Here is a 22,829-nt window from a genome sequence, read left to right as displayed (position 1 = left end):
ATCCAGAGCCAGAGCCAGAGCCAGAGCCAGAGCCAGAGCCAGAGCCAGAGCCAGAGCCAGAGCGCCAATTTTCGAGTCACCACTCAAGCTACGCAGAAATACGCGCGGCTGAGTTTGAGGTTCCTAACCTTGAGGATGTTCAGAAACTACTGAGTCGTTTAGAGGCGACCAATGTTGTTGATGAACTGAACCTTGATGAGTTGATGGATCAGAACACCCGGAAAATCGCCCAGCAAGCTGACATGCAAATGTTTGATGCTGCGGTTGAGTCTGTTCAAGTGTTTGAAGAGCCAGAGATTCAAGATTGGAATCTTCCAGAACCCGATTTATCAATTGTTGTAGAGCCACCTGTTGAATCGCAGCAAATTGAAGAGTTACAAGCTGAATCGCTGGAGACGGAACAAGTAGAAGTTAAGGCTGTTGAGCCTGAACTTGACGTTCCTGATCCCGAGACAGTTATTGAACCCGAAACTCAAGCCGGAGGTGCTGACCAGTTTACCTCTTGGGAAAGTACGGTTCGCAAAGAAGACTTTCAAGTCTTGTATTTTGATGTAAACGGCGTGACCTTTGCGGTGCCACTTGATGAGCTTGGCGGCATCCATCGCCTTGAAGAGTTAAGTCATATCATTGGTAAGCCAGCTTGGTATTTAGGTTTACAAACCAACCGTGATAGTCAGCTAGATGTGGTCGACACCGCAAAATGGGTGATGTCTGAGAAACTATCAGGTGACGAATACAAAGAAAACTATCAATATATAGTGATGCTTGGAGAAAGCTTGTGGGGCCTTGCGGGCACAGAGCTCAAAGGCACCGAGCTACTTAATACAGACAAAGTACGTTGGCGAGAAATGGCAGGGAAACGCCCATGGCTCGCTGGTATGGTAAAAGAAAAAATGTGTGCTTTGATTCATGTTGAAGCATTAATCGCCATGCTAAACGCAGGGCTAGATGTAAAAGCATTAAGCTAGTAATAAGCATTGGGCTAACAATAAGCATCAAGTTAATAATAGTGGTCGGTAACGACGGCAAGAGGATTATCTATGTCTCATATGAGTGAAGTTGAAGTAAGAAAAGAGCAAACGAATGATGAAGTACTTCAATGGGTGACTTTCCAGCTAGAAGAAGAAACTTACGGCATCAACGTAATGCAAGTACGTGAAGTACTACGTTACAGCGAAATTGCTCCAGTACCGGGTGCTCCAGATTACGTTCTAGGTATTATTAACCTACGTGGTAACGTTGTTACTGTTATCGACACTCGTTCTCGCTTTGGTTTGATGCAAGGTGAAATCACAGACAACACTCGTATCATCGTTATTGAATCTGAGCGTCAAGTAATTGGCATTCTAGTAGATAGCGTTGCTGAAGTGGTTTACCTGCGTTCTTCTGAAATCGACACAACGCCAAGTGTTGGTACTGATGAAAGTGCTAAGTTCATCCAAGGTGTAAGTAACCGAGATGGCAAGCTACTTATCTTAGTAGATCTAAACAAACTACTAAGCGAAGACGAATGGGATGAGATGGCTCACCTGTAATGTTTGAAGCGCTTCCTTTAAGCCCTGTCGCTCTGATATCAGGCGTTGGGGTTTTTACGTTATTTATCCTGATTTTGATTAGCAAAGTAAAACGTGCGATTCAAAAGCAGCTCGATAAGTCACGCCTGCAAGTTCGTAACTTGGACAAAGAGCTTCAAAAATCGAGTAAGCAATTACTTGAGGTTCGCTCTGTTGTGGTTGGCCTTGGCCAGAAAGTGACTGAACAACAAGATCTTATCAAACATTTGAATGAACGTATTGTTGAGCTGGAACATGCGGATACCGATGGACGTTTGTACACACGTGCAACGAAAATGGTTCAGCTTGGCGCTGGGATTAACGAGTTAATTGAAGAATGTGAATTACCCAAAGCAGAAGCTGAGCTGATGATGTCTCTGCAGAACAAGCTTGCTGGTAAAGAGAAAATTCCTTCATTACGAAGCGCCCCTTCATCGTACGATCAGCACCCCGATGCCTCTCGCGATCGCAGAGCCCCGCCTCGACGTCGTTAAATTGAGCGCTTAATTCGTATTGAGCAATTGATGTTTATTACGTATTCCTCTTAAAAGAAGCTTCGGCTTCTTTTTTTATGCCTGCCCGGTCTATATAGAACGATGTTTATAAGTGCTTGTATCTACGACAATATCTTGTTTGTTGATGAAAATGTGTAAATTGTGATGAGGTGGTAACAGTTTCTTACCGACTTTGTTCTATCGAAAACGCCTAGTCCTGTTTTGTCACCATGTTGGTGTGCTACTATAGCGCTCTCATTACTCGACTAAATTTACCTATGCTAGAAGTCTCAAATTTAACTGCTATTCGTGACGACAGGATTCTGTTTGAATCGTTGTCTTTTCAATTGAAACCAGGTGAGCTGGTTCAAGTTGAAGGTCGTAACGGTACCGGGAAAACGACACTCCTTAGGATTATTACTGGCTTAGGCGATCGCGATGACGGCACTATCTCTTGGGATGGTGAGTCTATTGAATCGAGTCGAGATGTTTATCATCAAAATTTACTTTTTCTTGGTCACCAAACAGGCGTAAAGCGCGAGCTTAGTGCTTATGAGAATCTGAGCTTTTATCAGTCGATTCACAGTGGCGGTACCAGCAAAGAAGAGCTTTACCACGCGCTGGCTCAAGTCGGGCTTGCGGGCAGAGAAGACGTACCTGCGGGGCAACTTTCAGCAGGCCAACAACGCCGAGTTGCGTTGGCTCGCCTTTGGTTGAGCAAGCAAATGTTGTGGATTCTTGATGAGCCGCTGACTGCCATTGATAAGCAGGGCGTGAAAGTTCTCGAATCTCTTTTTTCTCAGCATGCAGACAACGGTGGCATTGTGTTGTTAACCACACACCAAGATATGTTTGCTGATAGCCCGAAACTAAGAAAAATAAAGTTGGGTGAGTAATATGATCTCTTCAATGACCACGATTATCCGACGCGAACTGCTTATCGCGTTTCGACGTCAAGCGGATATCTTTAACCCTTTGTGGTTCTTCATCATTGTTATCACGCTTTTCCCTTTGAGTATTGGCCCAGAGCCAAACCTACTTGCGCGTATTGCTGCGGGTATTGTTTGGGTGGCCGCTTTGCTCTCTGCATTGCTCTCTTTAGAGCGTCTTTTCCGTGATGATTTTCAAGATGGCGCCCTTGAACAGATGATGCTGATGCCAATCCCGTTGCAGTTGGTAGTATTGTCCAAAGTCATAGCACACTGGTTGTTGACCGGGTTACCATTGATTTTAATCAGCCCATTATTGGCTGTTTTGTTGTCTTTAGATTTTGATACATGGCTCTCAGTTGTGTTGACCTTGCTGGTAGGAACACCCGCATTGAGTTTTATTGGTGCGATTGGTGTTGCGTTAACCGTTGGGTTACAGAAGGGCGGAGTCCTGTTAAGCCTGTTAATCTTGCCGCTTTACATCCCCATTTTAATCTTCGCGACGTCAGCAATTGACGCTGCGGCTTTGGGCGTTGCATACAACGGTCAATTGGCGGTGCTTGGGGCAATGTTAATGGGTGCGATGACTATGACGCCTTTTGCGATCAGTGCCGCACTTAGAGTAAGTGTGAACTGATTGGGGTTCCGTTATCGTATAGCCAATGTGAACCAAATGTGTCGATTGGACTCATAGAGTCAATAAAACTGAAAGCAAGACAAATAAAATTATTATAATTATAGCTTTAATAGCTGTAAGCAATATGAAGTAAGAGTGAGATTACAACATGTGGAAATGGCTCCATCCCTATGCCAAAGCAGAAACCTCTTATCAGCTTGCTGGTAAACTTTTGCCATGGTTTTCGATCCTAGCGCTATTGTGTCTATCCGTCGGTACCGTGTGGGGGCTTGCATTTGCGCCTTCTGATTACCAACAAGGCGATAGCTTCCGTATCATCTACATCCATGTTCCGTCTGCAATCTGGTCGATGGGCGTTTACATGTCGATGGCGATTGCTGCCTTTATCGGTTTGGTATGGCAGGGAAGGCTATCAGACATGGCCGCACTGGCGATGGCACCGATTGGCGCTGTGTTTACCTTCATTGCGTTACTAACTGGCGCAGTTTGGGGTAAACCAATGTGGGGTGCTTGGTGGGTTTGGGATGCGCGTTTAACCTCAGAGCTGATTCTTCTATTCCTATACTTGGGTGTGATCGCACTACACCACGCTTTTGACGACCAAAAAACAGCAGCGAAAGCGGCGGGTATCTTGGCTATCGTAGGCGTGATTAACCTCCCTATCATTCACTTCTCTGTAGAGTGGTGGAATACACTTCATCAAGGCGCGACCATTACTAAGTTCGCAAAACCTTCGATCTCAAGTGACATGCTATGGCCGCTTCTTCTTAACATCTTCGGCTTCGCCTTTTTCTTTGGTGCTGTGACTATGGTTCGTTTCCGTAACGAAATCATCAGTAAAGAGAGTCACCGTCCATGGGTTCGCAAGCTTGCGGCCGAAAAAGCGTAGTAGGGTAGGTAATTATGTATTTTGAATCTTTGAGTGATTTCTTTGCCATGGGGGGCTACGCCTCATATGTATGGAGTGCATTTGGAATCACATTTCTCGCGATGATCATTTTACTGGTCGTAAGCGTTCGTCGTGGTAAGCAATTACTAAATGAAGTACAAGCTAAGATTGATCGTCAGGCTCGTATCGATGCAGCAAAAAATATGGAGAACACTCTATGAACCCAAGACGTAAAAAGAGGCTGGGCATTGTCTTAGCGATCTTTTTTGGTATCAGTGCGACTGTTGGATTGATGGTTTACGCACTTAACCAGAACATGGATCTGTTCTACACACCAACTGAGCTGGTCAACGGCAAAGATGGTAAAAAACCTGAAGTTGGTCAACGCCTACGTATTGGTGGCATGGTCGTAGTCGGCTCTGTAAGCCGTGACAATGAATCACTACGTGTAAGCTTTGATTTGCAAGATGTAGGCCCTAAAGTAACGATTCTATACGATGGCATCCTTCCTGATCTTTTCCGTGAAGGCCAAGGTATTGTTGCTCAGGGTGTCCTTAAAAATGCAACGACAATCGAAGCGTTTGAGGTGTTGGCAAAGCACGATGAAGAGTACATGCCTTCTGAAGTTGCGGAAGCAATGAAGAAAACCCATGAGCCTTTGCAATACACGACTGAACAAAAAGAAGGAAATGCTCAATGATAGCCGAGATCGGCCATTTTGCGATGATCCTGTCCTTGGGACTTGCATTGCTGCTAAGCGTGCTCCCATTGTATGGAGCCGCTCGAAATAACACATTATTGATGAACAGCGCACGACCGTTGTCGTGGGGTATGTTCGGATTCTTAGCGATTTCGTTCTTTATCTTGTGTTACGCGTTCTACACCAATGATTTTACGATTCAATACGTAGCAAGTAACTCTAATAGCCAACTGCCTTGGTACTACCGAATTACGGCGGTTTGGGGGGCTCACGAAGGGTCATTACTGCTTTGGGTTCTTATCCAAGCGGGTTGGACAGTTGCAGTAGCGACGTTTAGCCGTGGTATGCCTCAAGAGTCTGTGGCTCGCGTTTTGGCTATCATGGGTCTGATTACTGTCGGCTTCTTGCTGTTCATTATCGTGACGTCTAACCCGTTCTTACGTACATTGCCTTTCTTCCCTGTTGATGGCCGTGACCTGAACCCACTACTGCAAGATCCGGGTTTGATTATTCACCCGCCAATGCTTTACATGGGTTATGTAGGTTTCTCGGTAGCGTTCTCTTTCGCCATCGCTTCTCTAATGAGTGGTCGTTTAGATACGGCATGGGCTCGTTGGTCTCGTCCTTGGACAATCGCAGCTTGGTTATTCCTAACAGTAGGTATCGCACTAGGCTCTTGGTGGGCTTACTACGAACTTGGCTGGGGTGGCTGGTGGTTCTGGGATCCAGTAGAAAACGCTTCATTCATGCCTTGGTTGGCTGGTACTGCGCTGATGCACTCACTAGCGGTAACAGAAAAGCGTGGCACATTTAAAGCTTGGACAGTATTGCTGGCTATCTCTGCATTCTCGCTAAGCTTACTAGGTACATTCTTAGTTCGTTCAGGCATCTTGGTATCGGTTCACGCGTTTGCGTCGGATCCTGCTCGCGGTATGTTTATCCTAGGTTTCCTAGTCTTCGTTATCGGTGGTTCACTGCTGTTGTTTGCTATTAAAGGCGCATCGGTTCGTGTTCGCGGTAACTTCGATCTGGTTTCTCGTGAAAACGCACTGCTTGGTAACAACATCTTACTGATTGCAGCGCTTGTCGTTGTGTTAGTAGGTACGCTACTGCCATTAGTTCACAAACAGTTAGGCTTGGGCTCGGTATCTATCGGTGCACCATTCTTTGATATGTTGTTCTTCTGGTTAATGATCCCGTTCTCGTTCCTGCTTGGTATCGGTCCTCTGATCCGATGGAAACGTGACAACCTGTCTAAGCTTGTTAAACCAATGCTGATTTCAGGTGCACTCTCACTTGGCTTGAGTGCGCTAATGGTTGCTCTACTGGCTGACCGCTTCAGTGGTACTGCGTTTGCTGGTTGGGTAATGGCGTTCTGGATCATCTTCATGCACGGCTTTGAGCTGCATGAGCGTGCGACTCACCGTCATACATTCTTGAAAGGTCTAACTAAGCTACCTCGTAGCCACTGGGCAATGATGTGTGGTCACATAGGTTTAGCCGTGACAGTGATTGGTATCGCGATGGTGCAAAACTACAGCATCGAACGTGATGTACGTCTGGCGCCAGGTGAAAGCTACCAGCTTGAAGAATACAGCTTCCTGTTTACAGGGGTTCGTGACAAAGATGGTCCTAACTACGATGGTTACATTGCTGACTTTGAAATTACTAAAGAAGGCAAATACATCAACACGCTTCACGCTGAAAAACGTTTCTACACCACAGCTAAGTCTATGATGACAGAAGCAGCGATTGACCGTGGCGTAACGCGCGACCTTTACATTGCAATGGGTGAACGTTTAGACGACAACAAATCTTGGGCTGTACGTATCTACTACAAACCATTTGTACGTTGGATCTGGGCAGGTTCTTTGATTATGTCGATTGGTGGCGCTATTGCTATCAGTGACCGTCGTTACCGTTTCCGTAAGCCAATCAAAAAGTCGGCTGAAGAGCAGGAGGCTTAATTCGAATGAACAAGAAGATTTTATTCATTCCATTGATTGCGTTCATGGTTCTAGCTGGAATCTTTGCAACGCAATTAATGCGCAACCAGTCGGGCGATGACCCAACTAAGCTAGAATCCGTATTGATTGGTAAGCCTGTTCCTGAGTTTGGTCTAGAAGACTTAGAACAACCAGGTAAGTTTCATGATCAAGCGATCTTTAAAGGCGAGCCACTGCTTCTTAACGTGTGGGCGACTTGGTGTCCTACTTGTTATGCAGAGCACTCTTACCTGAACAAGCTTGCGGATCAAGGCGTTAAGATCATTGGTCTTAACTACAAAGATGATCGCAACAAAGCGGTTGGTTGGCTAAAAGAGTTGGGTAACCCGTACCTAATTAGCCTGTTTGATGGTAATGGCATGCTAGGTCTTGACCTCGGCGTGTATGGCGCACCTGAAACTTTCCTAATTGATGCTAACGGTGTGGTTCGTTACCGCCATGTTGGTGATGTGAACCCGACCAACTGGGCATCGACGCTTGAGCCGATGTATCAAGAGTTGTTGGAGGAATCGAAATGATTAGAAAGGCATTGATTACTCTATTTGCTACGTTCGCAATCTCAGCGACGGTTTCTGCTGCACCTATCGAATTTCATGAATTTGATACCGTAGATCAAGAGCAGCAGTTCAAAGAGCTAAGCAATACATTACGCTGCCCTAAATGTCAGAACAACACGATTGGTGATTCGAACGCTGAGTTAGCGGTCGACTTACGTCAAAAAGTGTACGAGATGACAAAAGACGGTAAGTCGAAGCAAGATATCATTGATTACATGATTGCTCGTTACGGTAACTTTGTAACGTACAACCCGCCACTGACCTTAGCTACATCGATCCTTTGGATTGGTCCGTTTGCGGTTGTTGTGTTTGGATTTGGTTTGATTATTTTACGAAGCAGAAAGTCAAAATCAAAAGCAGCAGTAGAGTCAGATAAAGGCTGGGATGCAGACAAAGAAGCTCGCTTAAAAGCGTTACTCGATGAAGAGAACGACGGAGATAAGAAGTAATGACTCTATTTTGGATTTCTACCATTATCCTTTCGCTAGCGGCAATTTTCTTAATTGTTCTGCCTTTCATTAACAAGAAGGCAAACAATGACGAGATGCTTCGCGACGAGTTGAATAAAGCGTTCTATAAAGACCGTCTTGTCGAGTTAGAAGTAGAAGCAGAGGAAGGTCTTGTTGATAACCAACAAGAACTGATCGCTGATTTGAAACAGTCTCTGCTTGATGATGTTCCTGCACAAGAAGAGATGAAGAAAACTCAAATCTCTACGCTTGGTGTGGTTGTACCGTCGATCATTCTTGTCGTGGCTGTGACTTATGGTATGTACTTTAAGTTCGGTGCATTGGACAAAGTTCAACACTGGCAAGAAGTGAGCTCGAACCTTCCTGAGTTGTCTAAAAAGCTAATGTCATCGGAAGGTGGTGCACTAACGGATGATGAACTGGAAGATTTGACTCTGGCGCTTCGTACTCGTCTGCATTACCAACCAAAAGATTCAACAGGTTGGTTACTACTCGGTCGTATTGCACTGGCTAACCGTGATGCTGAAACAGCAAAAGATTCTATGGAGCGAGCTTACAAGCTTGAACCTAAGAATGAAGATGTTCAGTTAGGTTTCGCACAAGCACTGATGCTTTCACCTGATGAAGCGGATCAAAACCAAGCTCGTTTGATTTTGAGCCGTTTGATTCAAAACGATTACGTCGACCTTCGTGTGTTCTCACTGCTAGCGTTCGATGCATTTGAGCGTCAAGACTACCCGGGTGCTGTGAAGTACTGGAGCATCATGCAACAGATGATTGGTCCACAAGACAGTCGCTATGAAATGCTTTCGCGCAGTATTGAAAGTGCTCAGAAGAAAATGGGCGACATTATGGGTGTCGACCAAGGTAAGACTGTTGCTGTAACGCTCGATCTATCTGCAGACGTGAATGCTGACCCTAACTCAGTGTTAATTGTGTCAGTACACAGAGCTGATGGTTCTCCAATGCCTATCGCAGCGGCACGCTACCCACTAGGGACTTTCCCTCGTACGGTTGTGCTAGATGACGGCAACAGCATGCTGGAAGGGCAAGAGCTGTCTAGCCTTGAAACACTGATGGTTAGAGCTAGGCTTGATACAGATGGTAACGTTTCAACTCGCGATGGTGATTGGTACGGTGAAAGTGAAGTGGTTGAACTGGGTGCTCCAGTGACCATTAATATAGATAAGCAATATTAATCATCACTTTGCATAGGTGTTAGCTATTCCGATTTGCAGATAAACGGTATAGACTTAGCCAAACAATTGAGGCCAGCGATTGCTGGCCTTTTTTATTATTTGAATTCCTTATGGAAAAGGTGATATGTCTGTCAGTGTTTTAAGACTCTCGAGTTTACTTTTTATCGCAAGCTTAACGGTTGGGTGTTCAAGTGCGCCGGACGAAAGTGTTAACGATGATAACCTCGAAACCTCTGAATACGTCGAAGAGTCCCACCCGAATGATCCTTTTGAAGGTTTCAACCGAGCGATGTGGGATATCAACTACGAATATCTAGATCCTTATTTAGTTCGCCCTGTTTCCCTCGCTTATGTTGACTACACCCCTGTGCCAGTACGTTCTGGTATATCCAATTTTCTAGCCAACTTAGACGAACCATCAAGCATGGTGAATAACCTTATTATGGGCAATGGTGAAAAAGCACTCGACCATTTCAATCGTTTTTGGATTAACTCAACGATTGGTTTGTTAGGCTTAATCGATATTGCCAGCGAAGCGGGGATCACCAAATACGATGATAAGTCGTTCTCTGATGCGATTGGTCATTACGGGGTAGGGAATGGTCCCTACTTCATGGTGCCGGGTTATGGCCCAATAACAACGCGTGAAGTAACTGAAACCGTTGATGGTATGTATGTGCCTCTGTCTTTCTTGAACTTCTGGGCTAGCTTAGGAAAGTGGGCATTCGAAGGCATGGAAACTCGTGCTCAGTTAGTGTCACAAGAAGCGCTGTTGGATGACTCGCCAGATCCATATGCGTTAACGCGAGATGTTTATATTCAACGTCGTGACTTTAAAGCCGAGATCGAGCCTGAAGAGGTCGACCTTGAAGAAGAAGATTTGATCGATGGTTATCTAGAAGATTACTAGAAACATGATTTAGAAAATCGATAAAAGAAAGGCTCGATGTTGATGCAACATCGAGCCTTTTTAATGCTTTCTACTTTTAGGGAGGTAGATTAGAAGCGGTAGTTAGCTTGGATACCTACTAGCCAGATGCTACCTGTTACTTCACCTTCGAAGTCACCACCAAATGGTGCAGAACTTGCGTCATCTTCAACCATTTTTGCGTCTTTAGCTAGAATGTAAGTGAAGCCAGCATCTAGAGTTAGTTGCTCAGACCATTGATATCCAGCACCAATGCTTAACCAAGTGCGGTCTGTTTCTGGGATCGTTGCCGTACGGTGCTCATCGCTTACCGCTGAAGTATCGTATGCGATACCAGAGCGTAGAGCTAACTTAGGCGTCATTTGGTAAGTAGTACCAAGAGCAAATCGGTAGTTATCTTCCCAGTTCTCTTGCTTGATATCTTGAGTTCGAGCAGGACCGAATTCAGGGATGTCAGCTACTAGTTCTTTAAAGCTGCTCCAGTTAGTCCAGTTAACGCTCGCATGTACAGCGACCTTATCTGATAGTTGATGGAAGCTTGCTAGCTCGGCGGTAGCTGGCAATGCAAGTTGCATTGAGCCGTTATATTTTGACTTCACAGGAGTACCTAAAGCGCCAGCAACAGCATCAAAAGCGACACCATTTGCGTGGCCTTCAAGCGTTAGGTCTACTTCTGACTTGTAGGTAAAACCAAGGCGGTTGTTTTCATTGATCTGCCAAGCGGTACCAACTTGCCAGCCCCACGCTGTGTCATCACCTTCCATGTATTTTAAAGCTGTACCTTGAGGCATAGGAACTAGAGAGTTAACTGTAGATACCGCTCCAAAGCTACCTTCAGCCATGATGTAACGAATACCACCACCAATAGATACGCTTTCAAGTACTTGGTAAGCCGCGTTTAGGTTTAGCTCCATCGTAGTAACACTTGCTTCGTTACCGTGGTTTGCGCCACCAAAGTCTTTACCTAGGTCTGTTTCCATACCGTAGTTAGTGCCAGCAGCAAAGCCTAATGCGAACTTGTCGTTGTACTTATGAGAAACATAAAAGTTTGGGATTACTGCACTGTGCGCAAAATCGCTAGAATTTGACGAAGTAGATTGTCCCATCATGGACGTAGAAGTACCCTCGATATCGATGTTAGGGTCAACATAGATAGCGCCAACAGAAACTTGTGTGCCTTCTAGGTAAGTCAGCATTGCAGGGTTACGCCATTGAGCATCTGCACCGTCTGCCATTGCAGCTTCACCAGCATACGCGCGGCCTAAGCCTGTTGCTGAGTATTCTGCTAGTTGAAAACCTGCCGCGTGAGTTACGGTAGAAGTCGAAAGTAGTCCAACTGTCACTGCAGCAGATAGAAGAGTCTTATTCATTTTCATTATTATGTTCGCTGAATCATAAGTATTTAGTGTCGTGATTCTACGTTTAGAGTTATTACTTTAAAAATGAAATTCGAATAAAACAGTGTTTTAGGGATTAAATGAGTAAATGTGTTTAAGAATTAGAGAAATCATCCAAATGTTTCGGCTGTGTTGCGAAGTTTGAGCGTACACTTGTAGGCATATTTTGCCTCTGCAGGCTACAGCTGTAAGCTTAAATTGATGTTGGTCAGTGGGTTATGCAATAAAAAAGGGTCGCATAATGCGACCCTTTGGGATTATTACTTCGATTATATTAGAAGCTACGGCTGTACTGCAGACCCAGTAGGATTGCATCAGCGTGTGTAGTACCAGTAATTGATGAAAGGTATTGTGGTTGACCTGGTGCACCAAAGAATGGGTTTTCAGTCTTCTCTTCTACGTCAACATCATCACCCATTAGGTAAGTGAAACCAAAGTCGATGTTCGACTTTTCGTCTAGGTGATATGTGAAGCCTGCAGAGAACCATTGACGATCTGAGTCTGGAACTGAAATTGAAGTTAGCTCATCCTGTGCGCTTGTGTCGTACATGTAACCCGCACGTAATGTCCAAGTTTGGTTTAGGTAGTATGTACCACCGATGGCATAGTGCATACCGTTTTGCCATTCGTAGTCATTCAATACGCCAGCATCTTTAGCTTCTAGCTTGTCAAAAGAGCTCCAGCCGATCCATTGAACAGAGTAGTGTACTGCAAATTTTGTATCTTCAATGCGGTGGTAACCAGAGAACTCAAGAAGATCTGGTAAAGGCATGTACAACGTGTCGTCTTTGTACTCAGTACCTAAGTAAGAGATATCGCCTTCAGCTTCTAGCTTCGGAGAGTAATGATAAGCTAGACCGAAACGGTTGTTCTTATCTAGCTCAAATACGGTACCTAAGTTAAAGCCTAGAGCCCAACCATCTGCATCGACATTTAAAGCATCGCCTTGCATGCCCAGAGGGTTTGGTCGCTGAAGCTCGCCTTTTCCGTAAATTAGGTCAAGGCCAGCACCAAAGCTCCATTGTTCGTTCAGACGGTATGAACCAGCAAGGCCAAAGTTAACACTTTGTACATCTGTTAGACCGCCATACTCGTTACCAGCGTAATCTGAAGAGAACTCAGTTTTAGTGCCGAAGTTAGAGTAAGCGTTGATACCCCATGCAAACTTTTCATTAACAGGAACAATAAGGTGGATGTTTGGAGCGATAGAAGTATCACCAGCATCATCGTAGTTTGCATTTGAAGACAAAGGAGAAGAAACTCCACCTGGATTGTAGCTAGCGTCTTTAACTTCAATCATAGAAGTGATGCTTTCAAAACCAAGAGATAGTTCAGTTTTGTCAAACAGTGCCATTGCCGCAGGGTTACGTGCCATTACTGACGCGTTATCTGCGATTACTGCATCACCAGCGAAAGCACGGCCGATACCGGTAGCTGATTGTGCGTTAAGTTGGAAACCTGCTGCCATCGCTTGCGAAGACGCCAGTGTAATTGTTACTGCTAAAAGAGACTTTTTAAACAGACGCGTGTTGTTGGTAGTCATTCATTTATTCCTTTATATATCCGCCTCTACAGGGCGATTAATTTGAGCAATTGCTCAATGGTGGCTGATCCTATTCGCAAGTATACGATATACAAATCCGACCATTGGGAATTTTGAGTGGAAAATTATGGAAATGACGCCTATCTGGCACGAAAATGGTGTGAAATGCTGTTTTTTAGAGTTTTAACTCTAGAGGTATTGGTGGTGTGAATGGTTTTGTGGTTTATTTATAAATAAAGCCCAGCAATATCAGTAATATAATTGCTGGGCCTTTTGTGACGGGGCTTTAAGAGCGAATCAGCTCATTGGTTTGATCATTTTTGTCAGCTTTTCGGCGATTTTGGAAACATCCTCACCATTTTCACCCACAAGGATTAAGCTGCTGCCATCTACGGGTGTTACCGAGCCGGACATGCCTTTTTCATCAAAATCGATAGGTTTGTCTGTTGGAATACCGGTTAAAAACAGTGTTACTTTGCCTTTTGCGCCTTGGAAGACCATATGTACTGCGTTGGATTTACCAAAGCCACAGTGGTTTAGGTAATAAACATGGTAAGGGAAAGCGTCATCAAGCTGAAAAGCAAATGGGTTCATTTTTGCGTTGATCTGCTGCGATGTAACCTGTTCATCGATGCTACTAACAAAGCTCTTCTCATCAACAACATGCTTCATCGCTGTATCAACTAAACTAGCTTGCGCAGGTGAAACGAATGCATTTCCCCAATTCACTTGGCCAACTAATAAACCTGCAACGAATGCTACTGAGGCGGCCATTGCCATTGCTCGTCTCGCAAACGTTGGCCTTACTACTTTGCTTTCTTCGCTTGAGGTCTGATTGAACAGAATACGATCAGCAAGATCGTCTGGCACATCCACATTCATCGCAGAGTGGATCTGTTTATCAAGCGCTAGTACATCGTCTAAGAAGTTACTATTGGCTTCGCTATTCGCGGTCGCATCAACAATATCTTGTGTACGTTGTTTAGGTTCCGACAATACACGACGACGAAATTCCAAATCATCCATTATGTTGCCCCCTCTCTGCCTCTTCTGTATCCAACAGCTCTTTCAACTGATTTCGAGCTCTGAATAAACGTGTCATCACCGTGTTTTTGTTGAGATCGAGAATATCGGCAATCTCATCACCACTAAAACCACCAATCACTTGCAAGAAGAGAGGTTCACGGTAATCAATTTCAAGTTTCATGATCTGGGCTTGCAACCACTGATGCTGATGGTGCGGGTCATCACTGACACTAGCATCGTTACCGTGATCGTCGATATCAACCAGATCAAACTGTTTGCGTTCAAAACGTCGAGCGTTCTCGCGTCTCAAGATGGTAATCAGCCAAGATTTGGCGGCTTTTTCATCTTGAAGGCTATCGAGTGACTTCCATGCACGAAGGCAAGTTTCTTGAACTAAGTCTTCGGCAATGCTTTTGTCTTTGCATAACCAATAGGCGTAGCGAAAGAGGTCACGATGATAGGCGCGCACAAGTGCTTCGTATTTTCTTTGTTTGTCCATATCAGAGTTGACCGGACGCTTGGCTGTTTTCTTTCCAAACATTTTTATTATTGACACACGAGCCTCCATAATTGCTCTGCGTATAGCTGTCCTCTATACGTTGTGCTTCGTTTTTATATTTTTAGAGCTAACGATCGGCAGGAAATCGTAAAATCACATTAAAATTGATCTACTTCAAAATCTAAGGCCTCGAACTCGTTATAGTACACCTTGTCGTCTAGTTAGTCATTCGTGGCTAGCATGTTGAGCAAGACGACACTTCCTTTTGAAGGCTGACTTTACTTTCTCCTAATCAGGAAACTGATTATTTCAATTGGCGCTAAGTTAATTGCTTTATATACATTCCGACCACACAGCTTTGTGTGGTTTTTTTTTGCCTCAAGAAAACCATTCCCTACACAGCGATAACAGTCTTTGCTTACAATAGTTTAGTCTCTTACGACAACCTTTCCCCCAAAAAGGTTCGCCTGAATGCGCAGTTATATTTTCAAACAGTGAGATACTCGTATCACGTTTATTTAAACGCTCGTTTGATTTAATTAACAACTTCTTTACAATGCTTCAGGTCAGACCTCTTAACTTTAAGGAGAAACCATGGGCAAACAGGAAGTCAAAACGCGTTCTGGAGAACGTGTTGCCGTTGTCGCTGGATTACGAACCCCATTTGCTCGTCAGAGCACAGAATTTAGCCAAGTGCCTGCGGTTGACCTAGGCAAAATGGTTGTGAGCGAAATGCTTGCAAGAACGGATGTCGATCCTGCGCTTATCGAACAAGTTGTGTTCGGCCAAGTAGTGCAAATGCCAGAAGCGCCGAACATTGCGCGTGAAATCGTGTTGGGCACAGGCATGAACATCAATACCGATGCCTACAGTGTCACACGAGCATGTGCGACCAGCTTCCAAGCGGCAGTTAACGTGACCGAAAGCATTATGGCTGGCACGATTGATATCGGTATTGCGGGCGGTGCGGACTCTTCTTCTGTATTGCCTATCGGTGTTTCGAAAAAGTTAGCGGCAAATCTATTAGCGCTGAGTAAAACGAAAACTATGGGTCAAAAGCTGAAAATTCTTAAAACACTTTCCGTAAAAGATTTGATGCCAGTACCACCTGCAGTTGCTGAATACTCGACCGGTTTATCCATGGGACAAACGGCTGAGCAAATGGCTAAGACGCATGGTATTACTCGCGAAGCTCAAGATGCACTTGCTCACCGTTCTCACTCTTTGGCTTCTCAGGCATGGAAAGAAGGCAAGATTAAAGACGAAGTGATGACGGCATTCCCGGCACCTTACAAAAAGTATCTAGCGGAAGACAACAACATTCGCCACGACTCAACGGTTGAAGGATACGCCAAGCTGCGTCCTGCTTTTGATAGAAAGTACGGCAGTGTAACGGCAGCCAATGCTACGCCTCTTACCGATGGCGGTGCAGCAGTGATGTTGATGCGCGAAGGTAAAGCGAAAGAACTAGGCTTAGAAGTGCTTGGTTATATTCGTGGTTATGCGTTCTCAGCGATTGGTGTTGAAACAGATATGCTGATGGGCCCGACTTACGCGACCTCACAAGTATTAAAGAACACCGGTTTAGAGTTGTCAGACCTAACACTGATCGAAATGCACGAAGCATTCGCTGCCCAAGTTTTGGCTAACGTGAAAATGTTCGCAAGCGATGAGTTTGCACAGAAGAATCTTGGCCGCGATAAAGCGATCGGTGAGATTGATATGGAGAAGTTCAACGTGCTGGGTAGCTCGATTGCTTACGGACATCCGTTTGCAGCGACTGGCGCACGCATGATGACTCAAACATTACGTGAACTGAAACGTCGCGGTGGCGGCTTGGCACTGAACACAGCGTGTGCGGCTGGTGGTTTAGGTGCAGCAATGATCTTGGAGGTAGAATAATGTCTACGACTCTTGATGCAACAACAGAAAAAGAAACAGTCGCTCAACCAGATTCAACCTCTGCGACTGAATCAACCAAAAAGAAAGCGACAGCATTTACTCTCAATATCGATGAGCAAGATATTGCTTGGTTAGCGATTGATGTACCAAACGAGAAAATGAACACGCTGCAAGCGGCTTTTGCTGAAGAAATGAAAGCCATCTTCGAGCAACTCAAAGAAAAGCAAAGCCGAGTTAAGGGCCTAATCGTTCATTCTCTTAAGCCAGATAACTTTATCGCTGGTGCTGATGTAAGAATGCTTGATGCGTGTAAAACGGCTGACGAAGCACAGTCTCTGGCTCGCCAAGGGCAGGAGATGTTCCAAACGCTTTCTGAACTACCGTACCCAGTAGTCGCAGCGATTCACGGCCCATGTTTAGGTGGTGGTTTAGAGCTTGCACTGGCGTGTGATTACCGTGTATGTACCGATTCAGATAAGACTCGCGTTGGTCTGCCAGAAGTACAGTTAGGTCTGTTACCAGGCTCTGGCGGTACACAGCGTCTACCTCGCCTTATTGGTTTGTTGCCATCTCTTGACCTAATCCTTACGGGTAAGCAACTGCGCGCTAAGAAAGCGAAATCGCTCGGTGTTGTCGATGCTTGTGTGCCTGAAACTATCCTGCTTGAAGTCGCTAAAAGCTTTGTTGAAAAGAATACGGGCAGTAAAAAAGGTAAGCGCCTTGCGTCGAAAAGCCAAGCGTCGACCAAAGAAAAGCTGATTTCACGTAACGGCCTTGGTCGTAAAGTGATTTTTGAACAAGCTTCTAAGAAGACCAATCAGAAAACACGCGGCAATTACCCAGCAGCGGATGCGATTTTAGACGTGATTCGTTATGGCCTTGAGAACGGCTTTGATAAAGGTCTTCAGTATGAAGCGAAGCGTTTCTCAGAACTGGTTATGACTTCAGAGTCTAAAGCCCTTCGTTCGATTTTCTTTGCAACCACGGAAATGAAAAAAGAACACGGCGCAGACGCAGAACCCAAAGCGGTTAAGCGTGTTGGTGTGCTAGGCGGTGGTCTTATGGGCGCAGGCATCAGCCATGTCAGTGTTGCTAAGGCGAAAGTGCCTGTACGCATTAAAGACGTATCAAATGAAGGTGTACTGAACGCGCTTAACTACAACTTCAAGTTGTTCGATAAGCAGCGTAAACGTCGCATTCTGAGCCGAGCGGGCCTTGAAAGTAAGATGCTTCAACTGTCTGGTGGTATCGACTTTACGAGCTTTAATCACACCGATGTGGTGATTGAAGCGGTATTTGAAGACCTCGACCTTAAGCAGTCAATGGTTGCGGACATCGAAGCCAATGCCAAGCCAGAGACTATTTTCGCGACGAATACGTCTTCATTGCCGATCCATAAGATTGCGGAGAAGGCGCAGCGACCAGAAAACGTGGTCGGTCTTCACTACTTCAGCCCAGCCGAAAAAATGCCGCTAGTAGAAGTTATCCCTCATGAAACTACGTCAGAAGAGACGATTTCTACGGTTGTTGCATTAGCGAAGAAGCAAGGTAAAACGCCGATTGTTGTGAAAGACACGGCTGGTTTTTATGTGAACCGTATTCTTGCTCCGTACATGAACGAAGCAGCGCATTTACTGCTAGCGAACGAGCCGATTGAAAAGCTCGACAGCACGTTATTGGACTTCGGTTTCCCGGTTGGTCCTATCACTTTATTAGATGAGGTGGGTGTTGATATCGGTGCGAAGATCATTCCGATTTTAGTGAATGAGCTTGGCGATCGTTTCCAAGGTCCTGATGTGTTCGATATTCTTTTGAATGACAATCGTAAAGGCCGCAAGAGTGGTAAAGGTTTCTACACTTACAAAGGCAAGAAGAAGGAAGTGGATAAGTCAGTTTACAAGCTGCTTAAGCTGCAACCAGATCCTAAGTTGAGCGATAACGATATCGCGATGCGCTGTGTGTTACCTATGCTAAACGAAGCGGTTCGTTGTCTAGACGACGGCATTATCCGCAGCCCTCGTGATGGTGATATCGGTGCGATTTTCGGTATCGGTTTCCCGCCATTCCTAGGTGGTCCGTTCCGTTATATGGATCAAATCGGCATTAAGTCACTGGTTGAGATGATGAACGATTTCGCTAAGAAGTACGGTGATCGTTTCGCGCCATGTGATGGCCTACTGACACGTGCTGGATTGGGTGAGTCTTTCTACAAGTAACTCTCTAACTCATTGATTAAGAAGCCCGTATCAAGCAATTGATGCGGGCTTTTCTGTTTTATGAACGAGTGTGAAAGGAATGAGATTCCCGACTCAGTCGTTCCTCCTTCTCGGGAATGATGATTGAGAGATAAAAAGTAAGTTATTGCGTTGATTAGAAAGGTGGTCAAACACACGTCAATCAAAACTACCGTCATCTCCTAAAGCGACGAAGGAGCGTAATAGGAGATCTGCTTTTGGGCTGCATCCAATAAAAAAGGTTGATGCTTTCACATCAACCTTATGATTTTCATTCCAGCTTTATCAGCCTAGCTCAGTATCTTTCGGGCGTAACTGAAACTCATCAATAGAGCCAATTTCAACACCTGCTGACAGCTTCTCTTCCTCATTATGAGCATTACCGTGAGCATGCATAATCAGGCGATTTGCCGTGCGTGGTTTTAGCTGGCTAACCACAAAACGCATCATGTCTGAGCGAGTTAACCCCTTAAGGTCTTCCAATACGCGCTCTCTCTGGTTGAACTCAACATCCTTATTGCCTATCGCAACCCATAAGCGCTGAGCTCGCCCTCGCAAAGTCGTATCTGGTGCCGAAATCTGATTCCAGAGACCGCGCTTACTGCTGTGCCATTGATAGTCGTTAAGCTCCAACAGCACCATGTAAAAGGCATTGAGGAACTCATCTATTGAAGCTAACAAGTCAGCAGGGGCGGCATTCGGTGATTGCACATACAACACAATACCAGGGTGTCGGTTGAGCGGCATATTGCCAGTACCGACCATGTAACCTAGCTGCTGCTTGGTTCGTATCTCATGGAAGAAAGTGGCCGACATCAAATGGTTTGCCAATGAATACAGCGCGATATTTTTAGGTGAAATATCAGGGCATTGGTAATAAACCACAATTGCTGAATCATCTTGGTTACACACCACTTCACGTTGGAAGCTGCCGTTTTCACCGAGCATGATGAGCGGACGCAGTGATTCTTCGTAAGCCTGATCTTGAACACGCAGTGCATCTTTTAGCGTTTCAGCCATCTTGTGTGCATCGGCTTTTTTCCAGTCGCCATACACAAACATCTCAACATGAAGTTCCGCCAAGATTGCTTGAACAAAAGAGGAGAGCTCATCGACCTCTATCGTTTCTAGGGCTTCAATTAACACGGAATAAGGCGGGTTATTTGGTTGAAGTATCCCAGTCATTGCATTAAACAACTGCGAAATAGGGCGATCTTGCGACGCGTTGTTCCAGTTTCTGAGCAATTGATGCTTGATGGTTTCGAAGCGTGTTGGACTAAAGTCGCGTGCTTGGAAACGTTCAAGAATCATATTGAGCAGTTGTGGCTGTTTCTCGCTAAACCCGGACAGAGTGAGCGTTACACCGCCCTGATGGGTGTACATGTTGTAGCCCATTCCGGCGATTTCAGCCTGATACGTATCTTTTTCGAGTGAGTCTAAGAACATCTCTACGCACAAGCGTGTTTTAACGATATTTCTTGGGCTAGCAACTGAGTGCGGGCTATCGATAGCGACATACACCACACCTTTAGGAACTCGAAATTGATGGTCTTGCAGGTGCCACAGCTTAAAGCCGTCGAGCTCTTCTAACAGTTGTGGGAACTTAGCGTCACCTTCCAGTTCAGTCGGGTCTAGATCGTAGCAAATAAACGGGTTTTTGCTTGGGAGTTCAAACTGCCAACCGGGGTTAATGCACGTAAAGCATTGAACTTGTTCAGCGCTAAAAGGTGTGACCGAGTAGGGAGTAAAGTACCACTTCGCTTCCCTGTCATACTCGAATCCCTGAGCAACAATGGTCGCTCGCATGTTGTCTACGGTTAAGTAAGGCAGCAAAGAACGCTGTAATTCGTCATCGAAATGCGACATTTTGTAATCGCCATACACCACATCTTGCTCTTGGTAGTGCTGCATGTTGATGACGAGGTGGCTGACGACATCAAGCGGTCTTGCTGGCTCTTGAAAGCGGAAAGCAGACTCTAAAACGGCGCGTTTTTCTAGGTAGCGCCACTCTTCTATGCCTTGTTGTTCGACTAACTTGATGTACTGAAATATCGCTTGGATGATGTTATCGGTTTTGGTTAAACCTTCTATGGTCAATGAGCAACTGACTGTGAAATCACGGTAGTTACTGCCACTCGCGCCACCACCTGCAGAGAGAGATGTTATCCAGCCTTTCTCTTTGAGTTGCATCATCAAACTGCCTTCACCTTCGTAACCTAAAAGGTGGGCAAAGAACGACAAAGGCTTAACGCCGTAGTGTTCGTCCATGCTTGGCATCGGGAAGGTTAAGATCAGTTTGCGTACTTCTTTAATTGGCTCAACACGCACTTGTACGCCTGTGCTCAACTCGCCAACAATCGGTACTTCAACCTTTTTGCCTTGTAGGTTGTGATTGGTGATCGAGCTAAAGCGATCCTCAACCCAGCTTTGCATCTCATCTAATGACTGATTGCCAGACAGTGTCAGGGTCATTAAGTCAGCAGAGTATTGTTGCTGGTGGAAAGCTAAAATCTCTTGTCGAATCGTCTCGCCGTTTCTGTCGCCCAACGTATCGATATTACCGACAGAAAACTTCGAGAATGGGTGATTGTGATTCACCAGTTCTTTGGTAACTTGGTACAAGCGTCGTGAGTCGTCGTTGAGTTTCATCTTGTATTCGGAGTCAACGGCTTGGCGTTCTTTATCTAATGCTTCTTCGTTGAACAGGGGAGCAGTGAAAAATTGGCTGAAGCGATCGAGTGCGGTTTCAAAGGCATTCAATTCAACATCAAAAAAGAAGCAGGTGTGCTCGGTTCCTGTCCAAGCGTTGTTGCTACCGCCATGCTGGCTGATAAAACTTTGGAACTCTCCGACCTTTGGATACTTTTCAGTTCCCAAAAATAGCATATGCTCTAAGTAGTGAGCTAAACCCTCTCGGTCTGTAGGGTCATCAAAATGCCCCACATTGACGGCTAATGCGGCTGCTGCTTTTTGAGCATTTTGATCCTGAACTAACAGTACACGTAACCCGTTATTTAAGGTTATGTAGCGGTATTGATGTTCATCATTTGGGCTTAAGTGCACAGGAGCATCTCCAGAGAAGGTGGTTTTTAAATTATGTACCCGATGATTCGGCGTGCAAACCTTGTGATCATATTTTGGGATATGAAGTGCTTTTTGGCGATTTCTAAATCACTTTTATCGATTTTTATCAGTAATTTATTTTCTTTTAACAAGATTGTTAAGAAAGTCGAACTCTTTGGCAAGTGACTTGATATAATTATTTATATTGACTGCGGTTTCTCTGGATTGAGAGCCAAACCTAAGTAGCGTTTCGCTGATATATGGGATATATCGACTTTCGACATGTTACGAAGACAGGATTGAACATGAAAATATTCATTATGCGCCACGGTGAAGCAGAACATTTTGCCAACTCGGATGCAGAAAGAGCGTTGACCAAGCGCGGGAAAATGGCTTCTCTTGCCGTGGCACAAGCTGCAAATGAGCAGGGGATTAGTCAATTCGATAAAGTGCTGGTGAGCCCATATTTAAGGGCACAAGAAACGTGGTTAGAGATCTCTCAGGCGTTTTCTGGAAAGAAAGTAGAAACCTGTGATGATATTACGCCTTATGGAATGTCCGACGATGTGTTTGATTTGACCTTAGCAATGGCTGAAGTAGAAAAACTAGAGACCATTTTATTTGTTTCTCATTTACCTCTAGTGGGCTACCTAACTGCAGAGTTTGCAACAGGCATGGCGCCGCCTATGTTTCCCACTTCGGGCCTAGCGTGTATCGACTTCAACCTTGAGACACAAAAAGGTGAGTTGCTTTGGAACATCAATCCATAAGCTCGTTGAGCTCTGTTTGATGACAAAGTTGCA

21 protein-coding genes are annotated in these 22,829 nt (G+C 45.1%); 16 read left to right on the top strand and 5 right to left on the bottom strand.

The genetic code is table 11. From position 1 onward, the window contains the following. The 13 genes from AB6D06_RS05805 to AB6D06_RS05745 form a co-directional block, all read left to right on the top strand. On the top strand, window positions 1–968 hold a 968-nt coding region (locus tag AB6D06_RS05805), incomplete at its 5' end, for a chemotaxis protein CheW (protein WP_372110029.1). 72 nt (window positions 969–1,040) lie between these two features. Continuing rightward, on the top strand, window positions 1,041–1,535 hold the full coding sequence (locus AB6D06_RS05800) for a chemotaxis protein CheW (protein ID WP_017064109.1): 495 nt from the start codon (window positions 1,041–1,043) through the stop codon (window positions 1,533–1,535). Next, window positions 1,535–2,047: a DUF2802 domain-containing protein gene (locus AB6D06_RS05795; protein WP_372110028.1), complete on the top strand. Its 513-nt coding sequence runs from the start codon at window positions 1,535–1,537 to the stop codon at window positions 2,045–2,047. Before AB6D06_RS05800 ends, AB6D06_RS05795 begins: the two co-directional genes overlap by 1 nt. 278 nt (window positions 2,048–2,325) lie before the next feature. Continuing rightward, window positions 2,326–2,943, top strand: coding sequence for a cytochrome c biogenesis heme-transporting ATPase CcmA (gene ccmA / locus AB6D06_RS05790; RefSeq protein WP_017060659.1), 618 nt, complete (start codon window positions 2,326–2,328; stop codon window positions 2,941–2,943). A 1-nt stretch (window position 2,944) separates the two neighbouring features. Beyond that, complete coding sequence (ccmB, locus tag AB6D06_RS05785; protein ID WP_017060658.1) at window positions 2,945–3,613, top strand: heme exporter protein CcmB; 669 nt, start codon at window positions 2,945–2,947, stop codon at window positions 3,611–3,613. A 148-nt stretch (window positions 3,614–3,761) separates the two neighbouring features. Then, window positions 3,762–4,502: a heme ABC transporter permease gene (locus tag AB6D06_RS05780; RefSeq protein WP_372110027.1), complete on the top strand. Its 741-nt coding sequence runs from the start codon at window positions 3,762–3,764 to the stop codon at window positions 4,500–4,502. Window positions 4,503–4,516: 14 nt separating this feature from the next. After that, a complete protein-coding gene (gene ccmD, locus AB6D06_RS05775) occupies window positions 4,517–4,723 on the top strand; it encodes a heme exporter protein CcmD (RefSeq protein WP_009848525.1) in 207 nt (68 codons plus the stop codon). Continuing rightward, window positions 4,720–5,202 carry a cytochrome c maturation protein CcmE gene (gene ccmE / locus AB6D06_RS05770; RefSeq protein ID WP_017064106.1) on the top strand — a complete coding sequence of 161 codons (483 nt, stop codon included), beginning with the start codon at window positions 4,720–4,722 and terminating at the stop codon, window positions 5,200–5,202. The genes ccmD and ccmE overlap by 4 nt, the downstream gene beginning before the upstream one ends. Beyond that, entirely contained in the window at window positions 5,199–7,169 is a 1,971-nt protein-coding gene (locus AB6D06_RS05765; RefSeq protein ID WP_136979573.1) for a heme lyase CcmF/NrfE family subunit, read from the top strand. The genes ccmE and AB6D06_RS05765 overlap by 4 nt, the downstream gene beginning before the upstream one ends. Before the next feature lie 5 nt (window positions 7,170–7,174). Beyond that, complete coding sequence (locus AB6D06_RS05760) at window positions 7,175–7,726, top strand: DsbE family thiol:disulfide interchange protein (RefSeq protein ID WP_017060653.1); 552 nt, start codon at window positions 7,175–7,177, stop codon at window positions 7,724–7,726. Next, window positions 7,723–8,214, top strand: coding sequence for a cytochrome c-type biogenesis protein (locus tag AB6D06_RS05755; RefSeq protein ID WP_372110026.1), 492 nt, complete (start codon window positions 7,723–7,725; stop codon window positions 8,212–8,214). The genes AB6D06_RS05760 and AB6D06_RS05755 overlap by 4 nt, the downstream gene beginning before the upstream one ends. Continuing rightward, window positions 8,214–9,434 (top strand): c-type cytochrome biogenesis protein CcmI, encoded by a 1,221-nt coding sequence (gene ccmI, locus AB6D06_RS05750; protein ID WP_372110025.1) that lies wholly within the window; start codon window positions 8,214–8,216, stop codon window positions 9,432–9,434. Before AB6D06_RS05755 ends, ccmI begins: the two co-directional genes overlap by 1 nt. Before the next feature lie 124 nt (window positions 9,435–9,558). Next, window positions 9,559–10,344, top strand: coding sequence for a VacJ family lipoprotein (locus tag AB6D06_RS05745; RefSeq protein ID WP_132942091.1), 786 nt, complete (start codon window positions 9,559–9,561; stop codon window positions 10,342–10,344). Between the two features lie 89 nt (window positions 10,345–10,433). On the opposite strand, the gene AB6D06_RS05740 is transcribed toward AB6D06_RS05745, so the two are convergent. The 4 genes from AB6D06_RS05740 to AB6D06_RS05725 form a co-directional block, all read right to left on the bottom strand. Beyond that, window positions 10,434–11,738 (bottom strand): outer membrane protein transport protein, encoded by a 1,305-nt coding sequence (locus tag AB6D06_RS05740; RefSeq protein ID WP_372110024.1) that lies wholly within the window; start codon window positions 11,736–11,738, stop codon window positions 10,434–10,436. Between the two features lie 295 nt (window positions 11,739–12,033). After that, window positions 12,034–13,302 (bottom strand): outer membrane protein transport protein, encoded by a 1,269-nt coding sequence (locus tag AB6D06_RS05735; RefSeq protein WP_372110023.1) that lies wholly within the window; start codon window positions 13,300–13,302, stop codon window positions 12,034–12,036. A gap of 297 nt (window positions 13,303–13,599) precedes the next feature. Next, window positions 13,600–14,328 (bottom strand): DUF3379 domain-containing protein, encoded by a 729-nt coding sequence (locus AB6D06_RS05730; RefSeq protein WP_372110022.1) that lies wholly within the window; start codon window positions 14,326–14,328, stop codon window positions 13,600–13,602. Next, complete coding sequence (locus AB6D06_RS05725; RefSeq protein WP_017060646.1) at window positions 14,321–14,869, bottom strand: sigma-70 family RNA polymerase sigma factor; 549 nt, start codon at window positions 14,867–14,869, stop codon at window positions 14,321–14,323. The genes AB6D06_RS05730 and AB6D06_RS05725 overlap by 8 nt, the downstream gene beginning before the upstream one ends. 552 nt (window positions 14,870–15,421) lie before the next feature. On the opposite strand from AB6D06_RS05725, the gene fadI reads away from it, so the two are divergent. Together fadI and fadJ are read left to right on the top strand one after the other, a co-directional pair. After that, the gene (gene fadI / locus AB6D06_RS05720; RefSeq protein WP_017060645.1) at window positions 15,422–16,729 is read left to right on the top strand and encodes an acetyl-CoA C-acyltransferase FadI; all 1,308 of its coding nucleotides are present in this window, start codon (window positions 15,422–15,424) and stop codon (window positions 16,727–16,729) included. Beyond that, the gene (gene fadJ / locus AB6D06_RS05715) at window positions 16,729–18,945 is read left to right on the top strand and encodes a fatty acid oxidation complex subunit alpha FadJ (RefSeq protein WP_102332825.1); all 2,217 of its coding nucleotides are present in this window, start codon (window positions 16,729–16,731) and stop codon (window positions 18,943–18,945) included. The genes fadI and fadJ overlap by 1 nt, the downstream gene beginning before the upstream one ends. 303 nt (window positions 18,946–19,248) lie before the next feature. Here fadJ and AB6D06_RS05710 read toward each other — a convergent pair whose 3' ends face one another. Continuing rightward, the gene (locus AB6D06_RS05710) at window positions 19,249–22,026 is read right to left on the bottom strand and encodes an insulinase family protein (RefSeq protein WP_102320194.1); all 2,778 of its coding nucleotides are present in this window, start codon (window positions 22,024–22,026) and stop codon (window positions 19,249–19,251) included. 305 nt (window positions 22,027–22,331) lie between these two features. Between AB6D06_RS05710 and sixA the strand changes: the two genes are divergently transcribed. Then, window positions 22,332–22,796, top strand: coding sequence for a phosphohistidine phosphatase SixA (gene sixA / locus AB6D06_RS05705; RefSeq protein WP_017064097.1), 465 nt, complete (start codon window positions 22,332–22,334; stop codon window positions 22,794–22,796). The last annotated feature ends 33 nt before the right edge of the window (window positions 22,797–22,829 follow it).

Origin of the sequence: Vibrio sp. 10N.239.311.G01, from assembly GCF_041465805.1 — a bacterium.
Classification (GTDB): domain Bacteria; phylum Pseudomonadota; class Gammaproteobacteria; order Enterobacterales; family Vibrionaceae; genus Vibrio; species Vibrio crassostreae_C.
The sequence above is the reverse complement of the archived record's forward strand: the minus strand, read 5'-3'. Positions and strand labels throughout refer to the sequence as shown.

Coding starts and splice junctions, on each gene's coding strand:
- ccmD (WP_009848525.1), top strand. CDS start 4,517: ATGTATTTTGAATCTTTGAGTGATTTCTTTGCCATGGGGGGCTACGCC.
- AB6D06_RS05765 (WP_136979573.1), top strand. CDS start 5,199: ATGATAGCCGAGATCGGCCATTTTGCGATGATCCTGTCCTTGGGACTT.
- sixA (WP_017064097.1), top strand. CDS start 22,332: ATGAAAATATTCATTATGCGCCACGGTGAAGCAGAACATTTTGCCAAC.
- fadJ (WP_102332825.1), top strand. CDS start 16,729: ATGTCTACGACTCTTGATGCAACAACAGAAAAAGAAACAGTCGCTCAA.
- fadI (WP_017060645.1), top strand. CDS start 15,422: ATGGGCAAACAGGAAGTCAAAACGCGTTCTGGAGAACGTGTTGCCGTT.
- AB6D06_RS05730 (WP_372110022.1), bottom strand. CDS start 14,328: ATGGATGATTTGGAATTTCGTCGTCGTGTATTGTCGGAACCTAAACAA.
- ccmB (WP_017060658.1), top strand. CDS start 2,945: ATGATCTCTTCAATGACCACGATTATCCGACGCGAACTGCTTATCGCG.
- AB6D06_RS05740 (WP_372110024.1), bottom strand. CDS start 11,738: ATGAAAATGAATAAGACTCTTCTATCTGCTGCAGTGACAGTTGGACTA.
- AB6D06_RS05755 (WP_372110026.1), top strand. CDS start 7,723: ATGATTAGAAAGGCATTGATTACTCTATTTGCTACGTTCGCAATCTCA.
- AB6D06_RS05795 (WP_372110028.1), top strand. CDS start 1,535: ATGTTTGAAGCGCTTCCTTTAAGCCCTGTCGCTCTGATATCAGGCGTT.
- AB6D06_RS05735 (WP_372110023.1), bottom strand. CDS start 13,302: ATGACTACCAACAACACGCGTCTGTTTAAAAAGTCTCTTTTAGCAGTA.
- AB6D06_RS05725 (WP_017060646.1), bottom strand. CDS start 14,869: ATGTTTGGAAAGAAAACAGCCAAGCGTCCGGTCAACTCTGATATGGAC.
- AB6D06_RS05780 (WP_372110027.1), top strand. CDS start 3,762: ATGTGGAAATGGCTCCATCCCTATGCCAAAGCAGAAACCTCTTATCAG.
- ccmE (WP_017064106.1), top strand. CDS start 4,720: ATGAACCCAAGACGTAAAAAGAGGCTGGGCATTGTCTTAGCGATCTTT.
- AB6D06_RS05745 (WP_132942091.1), top strand. CDS start 9,559: ATGTCTGTCAGTGTTTTAAGACTCTCGAGTTTACTTTTTATCGCAAGC.
- ccmI (WP_372110025.1), top strand. CDS start 8,214: ATGACTCTATTTTGGATTTCTACCATTATCCTTTCGCTAGCGGCAATT.
- ccmA (WP_017060659.1), top strand. CDS start 2,326: ATGCTAGAAGTCTCAAATTTAACTGCTATTCGTGACGACAGGATTCTG.
- AB6D06_RS05760 (WP_017060653.1), top strand. CDS start 7,175: ATGAACAAGAAGATTTTATTCATTCCATTGATTGCGTTCATGGTTCTA.
- AB6D06_RS05800 (WP_017064109.1), top strand. CDS start 1,041: ATGTCTCATATGAGTGAAGTTGAAGTAAGAAAAGAGCAAACGAATGAT.